The organism is Microbispora sp. CA-102843 (assembly GCF_050936215.1).
GTDB lineage: Bacteria > Actinomycetota > Actinomycetes > Streptosporangiales > Streptosporangiaceae > Microbispora.
This window is the reverse complement of sequence record NZ_JBNJNF010000001.1, coordinates 8,066,047-8,083,496: the sequence shown is the minus strand read 5'-3', so window position 1 is coordinate 8,083,496 and position 17,450 is coordinate 8,066,047. Positions and strand designations below refer to the sequence as shown.

Genomic DNA, 17,450 nt, shown 5'->3' with positions numbered 1-17,450 from the left:
TCGGAGCTGTACGGATGAAACTGCCTCTCGGCATCCACGTGGGGGAGCGGCTGAGCCTGGAGCAGACGTACTGGCAGGCGGAGTTCGCCGACCAGAACGGGTTCGAGTCGGTGTGGGTGGCCGAGGGCCGCCTGGCCAGGGACGGCATCGTCCCCGCGGCGATCATCGCGAGCCGGACCTCCAACGTGCGGATCGGCACGGGCGTGGTCAACAACAAGAGCCGCAACGCCGCGCTCATGGCGGTGACGTTCAAGACCCTGGACGAGGTCGCGCCGGGCCGGATCATCCTCGGCATCGGCGCCTGGTGGGAGCCCCTCGCCACGAAGGTGGGCCAGCCCCTGTCCAAGCCGATCGCCTCGATGCGCGAGTACATCACCGTGTGCCAGAGGTTCTTCCGGAACGAGACGGTCGACTTCGAGGGCGAGTTCGTGCAGATGCGCGGCGTGCGCTTCGACAGCATGTACCGCGAGAACAGGCCGGTCGACATCCCGATCTACATCGGCGCGGTCGGGCCGAAGATGCTGGAGCTCGCCGGAGAGATCAGCGACGGCGTCCACATGGACTTCCTGCTGCCGCCGTCCTACCTGACCGGGGCTCGGCAGGCGATCGACCGGGGCGTCGCCAAGCGGACCGACGGCCGGACCGGGATCGACCTGACGCAGATCGTGGCCTGCAGCGTCAACGACAAGGACCCGCAGGAGGCCATCGACGCGTGCAAGGCGTTCCTCACGCTCTACCTCATGCAGCAGCCGCACATCGCCGAGCACTGCGGCGTCGAGCGGGAGCTGGTCGACCGGCTGCAGGAGGTGGCCGGCTGGCCCGCCTCCCCGGAGGACATCAGGCGCGCGATGCCGCTCGTCCCCAACGCGCTGGTGCAGAACGTGACGGCGTGCGGGACGACCTCGGACGCCTTCGACAGGCTCATGGCCTACCACGAGGCGGGCGTGAGGTGCCCGATCGTCTCCACCCTCGGCGACAAGGAGCAGACCCTCACCCGCCTCGCCATGGCCGCGAAGGACTGACCGTGTTCGACACCTCTCTTCCACAGACCATCGCCGTCGTCGGCGGCACCGGCCCGCAGGGAAGCGGGCTCGGCTACCGGCTGGCCCGCGCGGGACATCCCGTCGTCCTGGGATCGCGCGATCGATACCGCGCCGCGGCGAAGGCGGCCGAGCTCTCGGCGTCGCCCGGAGTTCCGGCACCGATTCGCGGGACCTCCAACGCGGAGGCGGTGGTGGAGGCCGGAATCGTCATCCTGGCCGTGCCGTACGAGGGGCACGCGGAGCTGGTCCGCGAACTCGCCGCCGGCCTGGCCGGCACGCTGGTCGTCAGCTGCGTCAACCCCCTCGGCTTCGACCGGAACGGCCCGTACGGACTGCACGTGCCGGCCGGGAGCGCCGCGGAGGAGGCGGCCGGGATCGTGCCGGACGCCGTCGTGGCCGGCGCGTTCCACCATCTGGCGGCCCCGCTGCTGCTCGACCCGGACGCGGACCTGTCCCACGAGGACGTGCTCGTGTGCAGCGACGACGCCGCGGCCAGGCAACGCGTGATGGCACTGGCCGCCGACGTGACGGGCGGCAGGGGTGTCGACGCGGGCCGGCTCCGAATGGCCCGCCAGCTCGAGCCGCTCACCGCCGTGCTCATCTCCGTGAACAAGCGTTATCGCACCCGGTCGGGGATCGCGCTGACCGGCCTGCCCCAGCCCCTTCTCTCGTCCGTGCCCGGTGAAGGAGTGAACCGATGAAGCTCGCCGCAGTACAGCTCCGCGCGACCGACGACCGGCGGGAAACCGTCGGGCGGGCCGGCGACCTGCTGGACGAGGCCGCCGGGCAGGGTGCCCGCGTCGTCCTGCTGCCCGAACTGTTCGCCGTGCCGTTCGTGCAGCCGGATCCGGATCCGGATTACTTCGCGTTGGCGGAGGGGCTCGACGGCCCTTCCAACACGATGGCGGCCGAGCGGTCCCGGCGTCACGGGATCACGGTCGTCTCGTCCGTGTTCGAAGCGGCCGAGACCCCGGGCGTCTACTACAACACCGCGTGCACGTTCGTCCGCGGTGAGCTGAAGTCCGTCTACCGCAAGTCCCACCTGCCGTTCTCCAACGGGTTCCCGGAGAAGTTCTACTTCCGGCCGGGCGGGACCGAGCCCGAGGTGGTGGACACGGGTGAAACCGGCGTCGGCACGATCATCTGCTACGAACGGCACTTTCCCGAGCTGAGCAGGATCGTCGCACTGCGCGGCGGCTCGGTGCTCTGCGTGCCGGTCGCGTCGGCGAGCGCGCCGATGCGCGAGGTCTTCCAGCTCGAACTGCGGGCGCACGCCGTCTTCAACGGTCTTTACGTCATCTGCGCCAACCGGGTCGGCAAGGAGGGCGTGAAGGACTACTTCGGGATGAGCGCCGTTTACGGGCCGGACGGCGACGTCCTCGCACAGGCGGGCGACGACGGTGACGGCGTGGCCGCCGCCGAGGTGGACCTCGGCCTGGTGGCCGCCTCGCGCCGCCGCCGTCCCTTCCTCCGCGACCGGCGTCCCGAACTGTACGGCCGGCTGACCGCCATGGAGTGACGGTTTCGGGCGCGTAGACACCGAGCCCGATCACCGCCGCGGCCGCGGCGCCGGTTGCCGTGCGAACCCGTCTGGCCATCCGCCCATCATCAGCCGTCGTCTGGCCCCGCACCGGCGATCGTTCGTGGTCCCCGCGCGGCGTGCGGACGGACGCCCGGTGTGCGGCGGTTCGGTGTGCGGCGGTTCACGGCCGGCCACACAACCGCCAGCGTGTACGCGCACAACACGGCGAAGCCGGCCCAGCCGGGGAGCGGGAAATACCCGGCGGACGGCGCGTAGTGGGCCACCACCTGCGGATACTCCACTGCCGTCTGCTTTACGGCGAAGCCCGCGGCCGGGGTGAGCCGCAGCAGCCATTGCGACACGACGTCGGGCAGGAACGGGAACGCGGTCACCGCATAGGGCACGGCGACGAGCGACAGCGCGAGGATGATCGCCGCCCAGCCGCGCCGCAGCAGGACGCCCAGTCCGTACGCCAGGACGGCGCAGAGGGCGAGCACCGCCGCGGTCCCGACGACGACCCGAACGCCGGTCAGCGGGGAAACCGGCTGCACGGGGACGCCGTTGCCGCTCAGGATCGCGACGCCGACCGGCAGGACCACGCCGACGGCGGCGAGCGCGGTCACGAAGGTCGCGGCGCCGACCACCACGGCTCGGGCGGCCAGAATTAGGCGAGACACCGCCGTGTCCGGCCGGGCGCCGAACCGGGCGGCCAGGACGATGACGATGATCAGCATGATCACCAGGCCGGACAGCGTCCTCTCGACGGTGCCGGTGCCCTCGCTCCCGCTCGGGCCGATGTCGCCGGTCCCGCTCACGGTGACGACGCCGTCCTTCTCGACGGCGCCGGAGGCGTTGTGGTACTTCTCCCAGTCGGTCTGGTTCATCTCACCGACGGCCTCGCTGCGCCACGCGCCGGCGGAAGCGCCCTCCACGGTGACGTGGTCGAAGACACCGGTTGCCTGCGTGAAGCGGCTCTCCTCGATCGCTCCGCCGAATCCGACCTTCCGTAGTGTGAGGTCGCCGGGGGACGTGGCGAACAGCCCGACCTGCGCCGTCGCCGGGAGACCGGCCAGTCTCACCGTCCCCACGATGTGCCAGCGCCGGCCGTCGGCCGACTCGGAACCGGTGACGGTGTCGCCGGACCGCGTCAGCCGCAACCAGCGCGGGAACCGCGGCGTGAGGTCGCCGCCCTCACCCGCGGCCATGTCGTGCCGGTAGTCGTACTGCATCCGCACGCCGTGCCTGCCGGTCATCATGAGCGCCGCGTAGGAGGAGCCCTGCCGGACGCCGTCCTTGATGATGATCCCGGCCTTCGCCCACGGCACCAGGCCGGAGACGATCTGGTCGTGGTCGGGCGGAGGATAGGTGATCGTGCCGGTCATCGAGGTCATCCGCACGGTGATGGCGCCCTCCGGGCCGAGGTCGCGGTGCAGGAACCAGAACTGGTCGCCGACGATCGAGCCGTCCGCGGCGGTCGGATCGGCCGGGCAGGGCCCCTCGCAGGACGCCCGGTTTCCGAAGGCGTACATCAGGCCGGCGGCGATCACGATGAGGGCCGCCACGGTCAGGGCGATCAGCCGGGCGGGGCGGCGGAAGGCCGTCCATTCCCGGTGAAGGAGTTCTCCGGTGAGCATGCGGTCGTTCTACGGGCACGGGCCTAACACCGCCCGAACCGCCCCTGTCACCCCGTTGTTAGGTCCGGCCGGGCATGCTGGAGGCGTGATCAGGCTGCGCAACGGGACCGTGGGACTCCGGTTCACGATCTTGTACGCCGGAGTGTTCCTCATGTCCGGGATCGGGCTGCTCGCTCTCACGTTCCTGCTCGCCGGCGGGGGAAGGTCCAGCGCCCCCGCCGACCGGCAACCGCCCGCCGGCGGCGGCCTGGACGCGATGCACCAGCAGGTTCGCCATCTGCAGGAACAACTGGCCGGGGTGAACGCGCAGCACTCCCGGCAGCTGCTGGTCGGCTCCCTGCTCGCGCTGACGGTGATGGCGGTCGTCTCCGTGCTGGCCGGGCGGGCACTCGCCCGCCGGGTGCTGCGCCCGCTGCGGGTGATCACCGCGGCGACCCGGCGCATCTCCGCCGACAACCTGGACCAGCGGCTGGGCGTCAGCGGCCCGGCGGACGAGGTGAAGGACCTGGCCGACACCATCGACGGCCTGCTGGGGCGGCTGGAGGCGTCCTTCGCCGCCGAGCGCCGGTTCGTCGCCAACGCCTCGCACGAGTTGCGGACCCCGCTGGCGACCATGCGGGCGTCACTGGACGTCGCGGTGGCCAAGCCCGGTGTGGCGCCGCAGACGCTCGCCCTGGGCGACCGGCTCCGTACGCAGCTCGACCGAGTGGATCAGCTGCTCGACGGCTTCCTCATGCTGGCCCGGGCGCAGCACGGCGCGCTGGCCGGCGCTGCCGAGGTCGACGTGACCCGGCTGGTCGCGCAGGCGGTGAGCGACCGCAGCGCCGGGATCGCGGCCAAACGGCTGAGCGTGACCGAGGATCTGCGGGACGGCATGTCCACCAGGGGCGATGCCGCCCTGCTTTCCCGGATGGTGGAGAACGTGATCGACAACGCCGTGGCGCACAACGAGGAGGACGGCTGGATCCGGGTCGAGACCTTCCGGGAGGGCGCCGAGGTCCGGCTCGTCGTGCGGACCGGTGGACGCGTCCTCGACCAGCGGGACGTGGACCGGCTCGCGCGGCCCTTCGAGCGGCTCGGCGCGGATCGAACCGGATCCGAGAACGGCTCCGGCCTCGGCCTGTCCATCGTCGCGGCGATCGCGGCGGCCCACGGCGGGCGGCTCGAACTGCACGCCCGGCAGGAGGGCGGCCTGCGAGTCTCGATCGCGCTGCCGTACGTCCTGGTCCCGGCCGAGGTGCGGCTGTGAGGATCCTGGTCGTCGAGGACGCGCGGCCGCTCGCCGAGGTCGTCGCCGAGGGCCTGCGCGATCAGGGGATGGCCGTCGACATCAGTCACGACGGGCTGTCCGCCGCCGCCAAGCTCGACCTCACGGCGTACGACGTGGTGGTCCTGGACCGCGACCTGCCCGGCCTGCACGGCGACACGCTGTGCCAGATGATCACTGAGCGGCCGGACCGCCCGATGGTGCTGATGCTGACCGCGGCAGGGACACCCGACGACCGCGTCAGCGGTCTGACCCTCGGCGCGGACGACTACCTCGCCAAGCCGTTCCACTTCCCGGAGCTGATCCTGCGTATCCAGGCGCTGGCCCGCCGCAAGCCGAACGCGCATCCGCCCACCTTGCGCGCCGCCGGGATCGAACTGGACCCGGTGCGCCGGACCGCGGCGCGCGACGGCCGGCGGCTGAACCTTTCCGTGAAGGAGTTCGCCCTGCTGCAGGCGCTGATGCGGGCGAGTCCCGGCTTCCTCAGCACGGAGGCTCTCCTGGAGCGGGTCTGGGACGAGAACGCGGACCCGTTCACCAACACGGTGACTGTGACGATGGGGCGGCTGCGCCGCAAGCTCGGCGAGCCACCCGTCATCACGACGACACCTGGCGTGGGCTATCGGCTCGCCTGACCCTTGCCGCGCGGGGGGCGAACGGCGTGGCGTTTCAGGTGCTGAGAGCTCGCGTGACAGTGAGGCTGTCCTCGTAGATGTGGTAGCGGGTGACGAGCCCGTCTTCGACGGTGAGGTGCAGCGCGAAAGGCGAGGTGTAGGCGGTGCCCCCGGCTCGGACCGTCTGTGCGATCTCTCCGAGCACGACGGCGTGCGGCCCGTCGACCAGGATCCGCGTCACCGACGTGCCGTTCAGTTCCGGCACATGGTGGGCCTCCAGCGACCGGAAGTGGTCTGCCACCTCGGCCCGGCTGGACCGGGGCCGGATCCACGGAACCGCCGGATGCCCCTCTGCGGGCCAGGAGAGCCGCCAGTCGACGGGCTCGGCGAACAGTTCCGCCGTACGGTCGTGATCGCCCTCCGCCATCCGGCGCAGCAACTCTTCCACGACGTCATAAGTGTCATTACTCATGCCGCAACTCTCGCGGCCGAAGCGCGACGCGTCGATTACCTGTGAGGTAAGCGCGGGGAAGGTCAGGTCCCCTGCATCTCGCGCATCCGCCGGATCTCGGCGGTCTGCTCGGCGATCACGTCCGTGGCCCACTGCTCGACGGTGAGGTGCGAGCCCTCGGTGAGCGCCTGAGTGGCCATCGCGATCGCGCCCTCGTGGTGGGCGACCATCATCTGGAGGAACAGGCTGTCGAACGTGGCGCCGGACGCCGCTCTGAGGGCGTTCATCTGCTCCGGGGTGGCCATGCCCGGCATGTCCTGGTGGTCCGCGTGATGGTCGGGCCGGGGGAGGCGTTCCCGGTCGAGCCAGGACGTCATGACGCGGATCTCCGGCTCCTGTACGTCATGGATGCGGGCCGCGAGTGCCTTCAGCTTGGCGGAGGAGGCCCGCGTCGGTGCCAGGGCCGCCATGTCCAGCGCCTGCCGGTGGTGGACGACCATGTCGTGGACGTAGCGCACGTCGGCCGCGTTGATCGTGGGGGAGGGGACCGCGGTGGCGGCCTCGGCGGGGCTCAGGGTCCTGGCCTCCTCGCCGGGCCGGCCGGGCGCGATCACGGGGGCGGTCGAGACGGGAGCACTCTCGCGTACGTCCTCCGCGCAGGCGCCCAGGAAGAACATGGCACCGACTACGAGGACGAGCCCGATCCGCGCTCTGCTTTCCCGCGCAATCCGCACCCTGCCTCCCTGTCACAGAGCGTGTCGAGATCACGACGCTAACCCGGCAGGGACGGAAGGTCAAAGGGCGACATGTGCCAGTTTTATTGACAGATTGACAACTGGCGGGACACTCATGTCAGAAGTGACGATCTGATCATTTATCTCCCCTTTATATGAGGAGGACAGCGAGTTGTTCACCTTACGCCGCAGCGGTCGCGCGCTTGCCGTGGCGGGAGCGGCGGTCGTCCTGGCCCTGTCCGCCAATCCCGTACAGGCCGCCGACGTGCTGGCTCCGGACGAGATCGCGATGAGCGCGAACGTCACCCACGTCGCGAACGTGCCGACCCCGGCCGCCCTGGCCGGCACCATCAACACCGACATGGCCTTCCAGGGTGACTACGCCTACGTCGGCAACTACGGCGGGTTCACGATCTTCGACATCCGGAATCCGAAGCAGCCGGCAGTGGTGAGCTCGGTGGTCTGCCCCGGCTCCCAGATGGACATGTCCGTGTACGGCGACCTGCTGTTCGGGTCCGTCGACTCCTCCCGCAACGACGACTCGTGCGCAAGCACGGCGCAGTCGGCGTCGGTCAAGGAGTCGTGGGAGGGCGTCCGCATCTTCGACGTCAGCGACAAGTCGAACCCGAAGTACATCAAGTCGGTCGAGACGAACTGCGGGTCCCACACCCACACCCTCGTGCCGGACACGAGGGGCAAGAACGTCTACATCTACGTCTCCTCCTACAGCCCGTCGGCGGCCTTCCCCGACTGCCAGCCGCCGCACGACCTGATCTCCATCATCAAGGTCCCGCTCAAGAACCCCACCGCCGCGTCCGTCGTGGCGGCGCCGGTGCTGTTCCCGGACGGCGGCAACCCGGGTGACGGGCAGCCCTACCCCTACGGCACGTCCGCGACGACCGGCTGCCACGACATCACCGCCTACCCGGAGAAGGGCCTGGCGGCGGGCGCCTGCATGGGCGACGGCATCCTCATGGACATCCGTGACCCCGAGCACCCGAAGGTGCTCGACGTCGTCCGCGACGACGAGAACTTCGCCTTCTGGCACTCGGCGACGTTCAACAACGAAGGCACCAAGGTGGTCTTCACCGACGAGCTCGGCGGCGGCGGCGCGCCCACCTGCAACGAGGCGATCGGCCCGAACCGCGGCGCCGACGCCATCTACGACATCGCCCCCGGCAACAAGCTCTCCTTCAAGAGCTACTTCAAGATCGGGCGCTACCAGGACGACACCGAGAACTGCGTCGCGCACAACGGCTCGCTGATCCCGGTCAAGGGCCGCGACATCATGGTGCAGGCGTGGTATCAGGGCGGCGTCTCGATCTGGGACTTCACCGACTCGGCGCACCCGCAGGAGATCGGCTACTTCGAGCGCGGCCCGTGGTCGCAGCCGCTGAGCGGCGGCTTCTGGTCGGCCTACTACTACAACGGCTACATCTACGGCAGCGACTTCAACAAGGGACTCGACGTCCTGAAGATCAACGACCCGCGTACGAACCAGGCCAAGAGCGTGAAGATGGACATCCTCAACGTGCAGAGCCAGGGCTCGTACCGCGAGCACGGCGGGGGTAGGCCGGGCGGCCACTAGGCACGCGGGCACCGAGCCCACAGACCGAGCACCACAGACCGAGCACCACAGACCAAGCACCACAGACCAAGCAGACAGACAAGGAGGCGGGCATCTCCGGTGCGGCCTCTCCCTCAACACACCGGCGATGCCCGCCTCAACCCCACTGCAGGTATGCCCCATGACCTGCAATGACCACAGGTGCCCCGCAAATCGCGGTCTACACCTAAACGGGAGGAACGAATCCTCCCGATGTTGTCGGAGCCTCTCCGCGTGGCGGTCCCGCCTCCCTCGGCGGGGGCGGCGGGGGAGGCGCCTGCACGTCGTATCCCTGCGGGCCCTGCCTCTGCGCGCCGTACCCCTGCACGCCGTACCCCTGCGGGCCGTACGGCGGGGGCGTGGAACGAGCCCGGGCGAGCCGCATCTCCTCACGGCGCCTGCGTTCGGCCAGCACGGCGGCCAGATAGGCGTGCGGCGGAACGCCGGGCGGAGGCGGCGGCGCCACCCGCGCGCTGATCTGCCCAGCCACGCGCAGCCCCATCTCGTCGCGCATGTGCGGGCTGAGCTGGTTCCACCGGGACAGGTACTGCCGGGCGGTGTTGGCCAGGTCGTCGGACAGCCCGGACAGCTCCAGCGTCGCGGCCCATGACGCGAGCGGCGGAGGCATCTCCGGCGGCGGGGCCTGGTGCGGCGAACGCTCCCCGATGACGGTCGTCCCCGCGAACACGTCCCCGAGGCGCTTACCGCGCTGGTTGAGGAGCGATGTGATGAGCGCGGGGGCGCCGACGAACGTCCAGAACTCCAGGAACCCGGCGAGCCCGCGGAACAGCGCCTGCCGGAAGCGCTCCGGCCCGCCGTCGTCGCTCACCACACGCAGGCCGAGGGCGAGCTTGCCCAGCGAGCGGCCCCTGGTGATCGTCTCGAACGCGACCGGGTAGCCCACCGTGACCAGCACGACGAACAGGATGAGCAGGCCGGTGGACAGCGACTCGTCGGTCACCAGGGACGCCTGCGCGATCAGCACGAAGGCCAGGATGATCACGGTCCACTGGACGGCCCAGTCGATGAGGAAGGCCAGGGCGCGGCTGGGGAGCTGGGCGACGCGGACCTCTACGACGACCGCCTCGCCGGTCACGACTTCGGACACACTGCGCACCCTACTGCGCCGCCGCCGATAGGGTCCGGTCCGTGGACATCGATGCGTTCGTCGCCGCGAGCAAGCCGTCCTGGGATCGGTTGGACGACCTCGTGCGGCGGCAGCGCAGGCTGCGCGGCGCGGAGGTCGACGAGCTGGTCGAGCTCTACCAGCGGGCGGCGACCCACCTGTCCATCGTGCGGTCGGGGTCGTCCGACGCCCTTCTCGTCGGACGGCTGTCGTCGCTGGTGGCGAGGGCGCGCGCGGCCGTCACCGGCGCCCACAGCCCGGCCTGGCGGGAGGTCGCCCGGTTCTTCACGGTGTCGTTCCCCGTGGTGGCCTACCGGGCGCGCCGGTGGTGGATCGGCGTCACGGTGGCCTCGCTCGCGGTCGCGTACGTCGTCGGCGTGTGGGTGGCGCGCGACCCCACCGTGCAGAGCCTCATCGGCACACCCGAGGAGATCCGCCAAATCGTCGAGCACGATTTCGCCGACTACTACTCGGAGAACCCGGCGGCGTCGTTCGCCGGCCACGTGTGGCTGAACAACGCCTGGCTGTCCATGCAGGTCGTGGTCTCGGCGATCCTGCTCGGCCTGCCCATCCCCTGGATCCTGTTCCAGAACGCGGCCAACGTGGGGCTCATGGGCGGCCTGATGCACTCGCACGGCAAGGCGGACGTGTTCTGGGGCCTGATCCTGCCGCACGGCATGCTGGAGCTGACCGCGGTCTTCCTGGCGGCGGCCGCCGGGCTGCGGCTGGGCTGGACCGTCGTCGACCCCGGCCCGAGGCGGCGCGCGGAGGCGCTGGCCGAGCAGGGCAGGGCCGTGATGAGCGTCGCGCTCGGCCTGGTCGTGGTGCTGCTCGTCTCCGGGCTCATCGAGGCGGGGGTCACCCCGTCGGGCCTGCCGACCTGGGCGCGCATCTCGATCGGCGCGCTCGCGGAGGCGCTCTTCCTCGCGTACGTGATCGTCTTCGGTCGCCGGGCGGAGCGCGCGAACGAGACGGGGGACATCGAGCACGCCCCCGACCTCGCGCCCACCGCGTAAAGCTCAGCGCGTGAAGCCCACCCAGTAAAGCTCAGAGCCGGCCGGCGGCCTTCAAAGCGAGGTACGCGTCGGCGAGCGCCGGGGCGACGTCCTCGGGCAGGGCGTCCACGACCTCCACGCCGTGGCGGCGCAGCACCGCGGTGATCTCGCGCCGCTCGCCGCGCAGCCGCTCGGCCGCGGCGGCGTCGTAGACGGCCTCGGCGGTGCCGCGCCCGGCCGCCATTCCGGCCACCCGGGGATCGGCGACCGAGGCCACCAGGACCATGTGCCGGGACGACAGGCTGGGCAGCACGGGCAGCAGGCCCTCCTCCATGGCCGTGGCGTTCAGGTCGGTCAGCAGCACCACCAGGCAGCGCCGCCTGGCCCTGGACAGCACGGCCGCCACCATCCCGGCGGCGTCGGCCTCGACCAGCTCCGCCTCGATCGGCGCCATCGCGTCCACCAGCGACGACAGCAGTTCCGTACGCGACGCGCCGGACACCTGGGCCCGTACGGTCCGGTCGTAGGCGAGGAAGTCGACGCGGTCGCCGGCCCGTGCCGCGAGGGCGGCCAGCAGCAGCGCGGCGTCCATCGACCAGTCCAGACGAGGCCAGCCGGAGGGCCCGTCACCGCCGACCGGCGCCACGCCGACCCGGCCCGCCGAGGTGCGGCCCGTGTCGAGCACGATCAGCACGCGGCGGTCGCGCTCGGGCCGCCAGGTGCGCACGACGACGTCGCTGCGCCGGGCACTCGCCCGCCAGTCGATGGAGCGGACGTCGTCGCCCACCACGTACTCGCGCAGCGAGTCGAACTCGGTGCCCTGGCCGCGCACCAGCGCGGGATGCCGTCCGTCGAGTTCGCGCAGCCGGGCGAGCCGCGCCGGCAGATGCCTGCGGCTGAGGAACGGCGGCAGCACCCTGACGGTCCACGGCACGTGGAACGTCCGCTGCCGCGCAGCCAGGCCGAGGGGCCCGACCGAGCGGACCGTCACGGCGACGGCCTCCCGGTCACCCCTGCGGGTGGGCGTCAGCGTCGTGACCAGGCGCCGCCGCTCGCGGGACGGCACGTCGAGCCTCGCCCGCCGCGGGGCGGCCCCGGCCGAGGGCTGCCAGGCGTCGCGGAGCACGCCCCGGACCCGCCGCGGGCCCGGGTTGTCCACGACGAGGCCGATCGCGGCCGACTGCCCGAGCCGCACCCGCCGTTCGCCGTCGCGCTGGAACCGCAGCCCGCGCACACGGCCCGCGAGCAGCAGGTCGGCCGTCACGAGCACGGCGAGCACGAGCGCGGCGGCCACGACGACCAGGCCGGGCTCGGGGGCGAGGAGCACGACGATCGCGGCGAGCGCGGCGAGCAGTCCCGCGCGCCCGGTCAGCGCCACGCGCCCCTCACCGGGGAACGGGGACGGCGGACAGGATGCCCTCCAGGATGCCGTCGGGGGTGGCGCCCTCCAGTTCGGCCTCCGGGCGCAGTCCCACCCGGTGACGCAGGGCGGGCCGCGCCAGCGCCTTCACGTCGTCCGGCGTCACGTACGACCGCCCCGACAGCCACGCCCACGCCCGCGCGGCGGCCAGCAGCGCGGTGGCCCCGCGGGGCGAGACGCCGAGCTGGAGCGAGGGCGACTGCCGGGTGGCCCGTGCGACGTCCACGATGTAGCCGAGCACCTCGGCACCCACGTGGACCTGCGCGACCGCCCGGCGGCCCGCCGCGAGGTCGGCCGCGGACGCCACCGGCTTGATCTCCGTCAGGTCGCGCGGGTCGAAGCCGAGCGCGTGCCGTTCGAGGACGGCGATCTCCTGCTCGCGCGGCGGCAGCGGCACGGTCAGCTTGAGCATGAACCGGTCGAGCTGCGCCTCGGGCAGCTGGTAGGTGCCCTCGTACTCGACGGGGTTCTGGGTCGCCACGACGATGAAGGGATCCGGCAGCGCGCGGGCCGCGCCCTCGACGCTGACCTGCCGTTCCTCCATGGCCTCCAGCAGGGCGGCCTGCGTCTTCGGCGGCGTGCGGTTGACCTCGTCGGCGAGTAGCAGGTTGGTGAAGACCGGCCCCTCGCGGTACTCGAACTCCGCCGTCCTGGCGTCGTATACCAGCGACCCCGTGACGTCGCCCGGCATCAGGTCGGGGGTGAACTGCACCCGCTTGAAGTCCAGCGCGAGCGTGGCCGACAGCGTGCGTACGAGCAGGGTCTTGGCCACGCCGGGCACGCCTTCGAGCAGCACGTGACCCCGGCACAGCAGTGCGATGACCAGGCCGGTGACGACCGGGTCCTGGCCCACGACCGCCTTGGCCACCTCCGCCCGCAGCGCCGCGAGCGCCTCGCGGGCGGCGTCCGCGTCCGATTCAGGTGAAGTCAAGAGTCTCGTACCTGCCTTTCGAGTGTGTCCAGGTGGGCGGCGAGGGTCACCAGCGCGGTGTCGTCCCCCGGAGGCGGGCCGCACAGCAGCGTCAGCACCGGCTCCGGGTCGCGGCCGGTGCGCGCGGCCGCGGCGACGGCGACCTCCTCAGCGGTCGCGGTGCGGGGCAGTCCGAGGCGGAGGGCGAGCCGGTCGGCCGCGGCGGCCCGCAACGCGAGAGCGGCCCGGTCCCTGGCCCGGCGCGACCGGTACAGACGTCCGCGCCCCTCCACGGTCTCCGCGGCCCGCACGACCACGGGCAGGCGCTCGGCCACGACGGGCCCGAGCCTGCGTGCCCGCCACAGGGCGGCCAGGGCCACCGCGACGGCGAGCTGGAGGACCGCCCACTTCACGCCGCCGGGGATGAGGTCGCCGAGCGAGCGCGCCTGCGCGTCCGTCCCGTCGCCGGAGCCGCCGGCCTCGGCGGGATCGCCGGGCTCGGTGAGCCAGACCAGTTTCGGCCGCGCCCCGGCGAGGTTCAGCGCGAGCGCCGCGTTGCCGTCCTCCGCGAGGCGCAGGTTGGTCATGAACGACGCGTCGCCCAGCACGGTCACCGTGTGCCCGTCCGCGGTGTATCGGACCAGGGCGTGCCCGTCGCCGGCCGGGTAGCAGCCCGTGGACCCCGGCGGCCCGGTGAAGGACATGCCGCCGGTGTAGGCGTTGCCCGCCCGCACCGCCTCCCGCAGCGCGCACTCGGGGGCACGGGAGCGGGTGCGCGCCGCCCCTTCCCTGCGTACGCCGGAGGCGAGCACGTCGAGGTACGGCACGGAGCCGACGACGAGCCGGTCGCCGAAAGCCACGGCAATACGGCCCGCGGCGTCGCGGTTCAGGAGGCTCGCCTCGGTGACCAGCAGCAGGGTATGCGGCCCTGCGGCGGCCACGGCCGCGGCGGGGGTCTCCACGCGGGCCACCTGCACCCCGTGCGCCTCCAGCAGCCGGGCGAGGGCGGCGCCGCCCTGCAGCGAGGTGTCTTCGGGATCGAGGGCACGGCCGCCCGACTGCCCACCTGCCAGCAGCAGGGGCAGCGCCGCCGTGCCCAGCACGAGCACCACCAGCAGCGTGATCCACGCCGCCTGCCGTCCCCGGCTGCGGGTGTTCGCCGGGGCGGCCGTGGCGGTCATGCGGCCACGCCCGTGCGGGCCGACCGCAGGCGCTCGTCCAGGGCGGTGAGCGTCAGGTAACCCTCTTGGGTGCCGCCCGACCCGCCGTAGGTCACGTCGTCGAACAGGTGTGCCGCCGCGCGCAGGTCCGCCGCGTGGGGCGGCAGTGCCTGCCCGGCGACCTGGGCCAGCTCCACGGCGGTGCGGCCCGGCATCGGACTGACGACGGCGCGTTCCTCCAGCTCACGGGCGATCGCGCGCAGCCGCTCCTGGATGGCCCCGGCCCAGCCGCCCTCGGCCGCCAGACGTTCGGCCTCGGCGCGATGCTCGGCGGCCGTCCGCTCGCGCTGCCCGAACACCGCACCGCTTTCCGTACGCCGGCCGCCGGAGAAGCGGCGCAGGGCCCACAGGAGCAGCACGGCCAGGACGGCGAGGACGACGGCGATCACGACGAGCGACGCCACGCCGCCCCCGCCCGTCCCGCCGCCGTTCATGAGGTCGCCGAGGAACTGGGAGATCTCCCGCTGCAGCCGGTCGATCAGCGGCTCGTGCTGGTAGCCCGCCCCGGACAGCTCGCGCACCGCCTCCCGCGCGGCCTGGTCGCGGCCGACGTCGACGGGCGAGGCGAGCAGCGCCGCCGCCGCCCGCACGGTCGTCACGCCTGCGGGCCGTAGGGCCCGTACGGCCCGTACGGCGGAGCCCCGTGGTAGGGCCCGGAGCCGGGCCCCGTCCCGGCGGCGTAGCTCGGGTGCCAGAGGTCGTCGACCCCGGCGTGGACCCAGCCCTGCGACTGGTTCTGCGCCGCTGCGGTCTGCAGCACGAGGTCGAACGCCTCGGCCCGCATCCGCCGGTCGGCGTACAGCAGTCCGGACACGCCCGCCTGGAAGGGGTAAGTGATCATGGAGGCGATGACCTGGCCGACCGCCAGGAGGAGCGCCGCGGTCGTGGTCCCGGCGGCGCTGCCGTGGCTCAGCATCCCGAGGAGCGAGCCGCCGAGCGTGAACGGGACCGCCAGCACGCTGCTGATGATGGCCGCGAGTATGCCGGTGAGCAGCAGGACGCCGAGCACCCGCCAGCTGTCGCCCTTCACCAGCCGCCACGAACGGCTCATGGCGTCGGTGACCCCGCGGCCCTCCAGCACGATGGCGGGGGCCGACAGCGACAGGCGCGTGTAGAAGAACAACAGATAAGGGAGGTAGGCCACGAAGAACAGCAGGACGACGAGGACCGCGACCCCCACGCCGGTGTTTCCCGTGCCGTCGAACGCGTTGGCCGCCGCGAGGGTCACGAGCACCGCGACGAGCGCCAGCAGCGGCAGCAGGAGAATGAGCCCCTGCAGCAGCACCAGCCCGAACAGCGCGGGCACCCGTGACCGCGCCAGCCGCCACGCCTCGCCCACCGTGATGCGCCCGCCGAACACCGCGCGGCCGAGCACCCGGGTGAGGACGCCCGTGAGGATCGTGGTGCCGACGAACGTCATGACGTAGCTGATGAGCGTGCCGATGTACTGCGCGGCCACCCCGGCGACCGGCACGTTCACCGCGTCGGCGGCGTACGGGTCGGCCATGAGGTCGCCGAGCGAGCCGAATGAGATGGCCTGCCCGATCGCGGCCGGGATTCCGGTGACCGCCGCCACGATCGCCGACAGGCCGAGCGTGGCCTTGGGGTTCGACCGGATCAGCTTGATCGTGCCGTCGAGGATGTCGCCGAGCGTCAACGGGCGCAGCGGGATGATGCCCGGCCGCGGCGCGTCCGGCGCCCGGTACCCGTATCCGTACGGCCCGCCCGCAGGCGGCGTATACGGAGCCGACGGGTACGGAGCCGACGGGTACGGAGCGGACGGATTCGCGCCCTGCGGCGCGCCGGGGGAGGCCCAGGAGGATCCGGCTGCCCCCGCTGCCCCGGCTGCCCCGCCGTACGCGGGAGGTTGCTCGGCCGCCCAGCCGGAGGGCATGTCGGGGGTGGAGCCGGGGCCGTCTGTCATGTCCCAATCCTGGCATGATGTACGGGCGTGCCGCGCGGCTGTACAAAGGCTCTCGGGCGGAAGACTCTCGGGGGATGGCCGAAACGGGGGGTGCGGGCGCACACTTGGAACGTGACCGCACCACGGGATTCCCGCCGGTGTGACCGCATCTGGTCAGATAATCGCGCGCTTCGTCTGCTGCGCCTAAACTCCATCCTCTGCCATGGTTGTGTAACACCAAAGCGGTGGCCACGGTAGCCTGCGGGGGAAACTGTGACAAACGCCCAAATCTCCCAAACGCGTACGAATGAGGGGCCATGAAAGGACGCGTGCTGGTCGTCGACGACGACGCCGCTCTCGCCGAGATGCTCGGCATCGTCTTGCGCGGGGAGGGTTTTGAGCCGTCGTTCGTGTCCGATGGCGACAAGGCGCTCGACGCCTTCAGAGACACTCGGCCGGATCTTGTCCTGCTCGACCTGATGCTTCCCGGCGCCGACGGCATCGACGTCTGCCGCCGCATCCGCGCCGAGTCCGGGGTCCCGATCGTGATGCTCACGGCCAAGAGCGACACCATCGACGTGGTGCTCGGCCTGGAGTCCGGCGCCGACGACTACATCGTCAAGCCGTTCAAGCCCAAGGAGCTCGTCGCCCGCGTGCGCGCCCGCCTGCGCCGCACCGACGAGCCCACGCCCGAGATCCTGCAGATCGGCGACATCACCATCGACGTGGCCGGCCACTCGGTCAAGCGCGGCGAGGAGACCATCAACCTCACGCCGCTGGAGTTCGACCTGCTGGTCGCGCTGGCCCGCAAGCCCCGCCAGGTCTTCACCCGCGAGGTGCTGCTTGAGCAGGTCTGGGGCTACCGGCACGCCGCGGACACCCGTCTGGTGAACGTGCACGTCCAGCGCCTGCGCGCGAAGATAGAGAAGGACCCCGAGCACCCGGAGATCGTCGTCACGGTCCGGGGCGTGGGTTACAAGGCCGGCCCGGCGTAAGCCGCACGTC

At 71.9% G+C, this 17,450-nt stretch carries 17 protein-coding genes; 8 read left to right on the top strand and 9 right to left on the bottom strand.

Annotated elements, in window-relative coordinates; genetic code table 11:
* Window positions 1-14: 14 nt before the first annotated feature.
* The 3 genes from ACQEVJ_RS37325 to ACQEVJ_RS37315 are packed head-to-tail and all read left to right on the top strand — an operon-like array spanning window position 15 to window position 2,562.
* Complete coding sequence (locus ACQEVJ_RS37325) at window positions 15-1,022, top strand: LLM class flavin-dependent oxidoreductase (protein ID WP_433109382.1); 1,008 nt, start codon at window positions 15-17, stop codon at window positions 1,020-1,022.
* A 2-nt stretch (window positions 1,023-1,024) separates the two neighbouring features.
* Window positions 1,025-1,744, top strand: coding sequence for an NADPH-dependent F420 reductase (npdG, locus tag ACQEVJ_RS37320; protein ID WP_433109381.1), 720 nt, complete (start codon window positions 1,025-1,027; stop codon window positions 1,742-1,744).
* Entirely contained in the window at window positions 1,741-2,562 is an 822-nt protein-coding gene (locus tag ACQEVJ_RS37315) for a carbon-nitrogen hydrolase family protein (protein WP_433109380.1), read from the top strand. Before npdG ends, ACQEVJ_RS37315 begins: the two co-directional genes overlap by 4 nt.
* Window positions 2,563-2,651: 89 nt before the next feature.
* Here the strand turns inward: ACQEVJ_RS37315 and ACQEVJ_RS37310 are convergent, their stop codons facing one another.
* Window positions 2,652-4,199, bottom strand: coding sequence for a hypothetical protein (locus ACQEVJ_RS37310; protein WP_433109379.1), 1,548 nt, complete (start codon window positions 4,197-4,199; stop codon window positions 2,652-2,654).
* 85 nt (window positions 4,200-4,284) lie between these two features.
* On the opposite strand from ACQEVJ_RS37310, the gene ACQEVJ_RS37305 reads away from it, so the two are divergent.
* Both ACQEVJ_RS37305 and ACQEVJ_RS37300 read left to right on the top strand, forming a co-directional pair.
* Window positions 4,285-5,448, top strand: coding sequence for a sensor histidine kinase (locus tag ACQEVJ_RS37305; RefSeq protein WP_433109378.1), 1,164 nt, complete (start codon window positions 4,285-4,287; stop codon window positions 5,446-5,448).
* Window positions 5,445-6,101, top strand: a complete 657-nt coding sequence (locus ACQEVJ_RS37300) for a response regulator transcription factor (RefSeq protein WP_433109377.1) — start codon at window positions 5,445-5,447, stop codon at window positions 6,099-6,101. Before ACQEVJ_RS37305 ends, ACQEVJ_RS37300 begins: the two co-directional genes overlap by 4 nt.
* A gap of 34 nt (window positions 6,102-6,135) precedes the next feature.
* On the opposite strand, the gene ACQEVJ_RS37295 is transcribed toward ACQEVJ_RS37300, so the two are convergent.
* Both ACQEVJ_RS37295 and ACQEVJ_RS37290 read right to left on the bottom strand, forming a co-directional pair.
* Window positions 6,136-6,552 (bottom strand): nuclear transport factor 2 family protein, encoded by a 417-nt coding sequence (locus ACQEVJ_RS37295; protein WP_433109376.1) that lies wholly within the window; start codon window positions 6,550-6,552, stop codon window positions 6,136-6,138.
* 62 nt (window positions 6,553-6,614) lie between these two features.
* On the bottom strand, window positions 6,615-7,265 hold the full coding sequence (locus ACQEVJ_RS37290) for a DUF305 domain-containing protein (protein ID WP_433109375.1): 651 nt from the start codon (window positions 7,263-7,265) through the stop codon (window positions 6,615-6,617).
* Between the two features lie 172 nt (window positions 7,266-7,437).
* Here ACQEVJ_RS37290 and ACQEVJ_RS37285 point away from each other — a divergent pair, with 172 nt between their 5' ends.
* Window positions 7,438-8,853, top strand: coding sequence for an LVIVD repeat-containing protein (locus tag ACQEVJ_RS37285; RefSeq protein ID WP_433109374.1), 1,416 nt, complete (start codon window positions 7,438-7,440; stop codon window positions 8,851-8,853).
* Window positions 8,854-9,058: 205 nt separating this feature from the next.
* Here ACQEVJ_RS37285 and ACQEVJ_RS37280 read toward each other — a convergent pair whose 3' ends face one another.
* Window positions 9,059-9,979 (bottom strand): RDD family protein, encoded by a 921-nt coding sequence (locus tag ACQEVJ_RS37280; protein ID WP_433109373.1) that lies wholly within the window; start codon window positions 9,977-9,979, stop codon window positions 9,059-9,061.
* A 41-nt stretch (window positions 9,980-10,020) separates the two neighbouring features.
* Here ACQEVJ_RS37280 and ACQEVJ_RS37275 point away from each other — a divergent pair, with 41 nt between their 5' ends.
* Complete coding sequence (locus tag ACQEVJ_RS37275; RefSeq protein WP_433109372.1) at window positions 10,021-11,013, top strand: stage II sporulation protein M; 993 nt, start codon at window positions 10,021-10,023, stop codon at window positions 11,011-11,013.
* Between the two features lie 31 nt (window positions 11,014-11,044).
* Here ACQEVJ_RS37275 and ACQEVJ_RS37270 read toward each other — a convergent pair whose 3' ends face one another.
* Genes ACQEVJ_RS37270 through ACQEVJ_RS37250 form a run of 5 tightly spaced genes read right to left on the bottom strand, consistent with a single transcriptional unit; the run spans window position 11,045 to window position 16,466 of the window.
* Window positions 11,045-12,370: a DUF58 domain-containing protein gene (locus ACQEVJ_RS37270; protein WP_433109371.1), complete on the bottom strand. Its 1,326-nt coding sequence runs from the start codon at window positions 12,368-12,370 to the stop codon at window positions 11,045-11,047.
* A 7-nt stretch (window positions 12,371-12,377) separates the two neighbouring features.
* Complete coding sequence (locus ACQEVJ_RS37265; RefSeq protein ID WP_433109370.1) at window positions 12,378-13,343, bottom strand: AAA family ATPase; 966 nt, start codon at window positions 13,341-13,343, stop codon at window positions 12,378-12,380.
* Window positions 13,340-14,503 carry a DUF4350 domain-containing protein gene (locus tag ACQEVJ_RS37260; RefSeq protein ID WP_433109369.1) on the bottom strand — a complete coding sequence of 388 codons (1,164 nt, stop codon included), beginning with the start codon at window positions 14,501-14,503 and terminating at the stop codon, window positions 13,340-13,342. The genes ACQEVJ_RS37265 and ACQEVJ_RS37260 overlap by 4 nt, the downstream gene beginning before the upstream one ends.
* Window positions 14,500-15,141 carry a DUF4129 domain-containing protein gene (locus tag ACQEVJ_RS37255; protein ID WP_433109368.1) on the bottom strand — a complete coding sequence of 214 codons (642 nt, stop codon included), beginning with the start codon at window positions 15,139-15,141 and terminating at the stop codon, window positions 14,500-14,502. The genes ACQEVJ_RS37260 and ACQEVJ_RS37255 overlap by 4 nt, the downstream gene beginning before the upstream one ends.
* Window positions 15,138-16,466, bottom strand: a complete 1,329-nt coding sequence (locus ACQEVJ_RS37250; protein WP_433109367.1) for a glycerophosphoryl diester phosphodiesterase membrane domain-containing protein — start codon at window positions 16,464-16,466, stop codon at window positions 15,138-15,140. The genes ACQEVJ_RS37255 and ACQEVJ_RS37250 overlap by 4 nt, the downstream gene beginning before the upstream one ends.
* A gap of 296 nt (window positions 16,467-16,762) precedes the next feature.
* On the opposite strand from ACQEVJ_RS37250, the gene mtrA reads away from it, so the two are divergent.
* On the top strand, window positions 16,763-17,440 hold the full coding sequence (gene mtrA, locus ACQEVJ_RS37245; RefSeq protein WP_030509347.1) for an MtrAB system response regulator MtrA: 678 nt from the start codon (window positions 16,763-16,765) through the stop codon (window positions 17,438-17,440).
* Window positions 17,441-17,450: the final 10 nt, after the last annotated feature.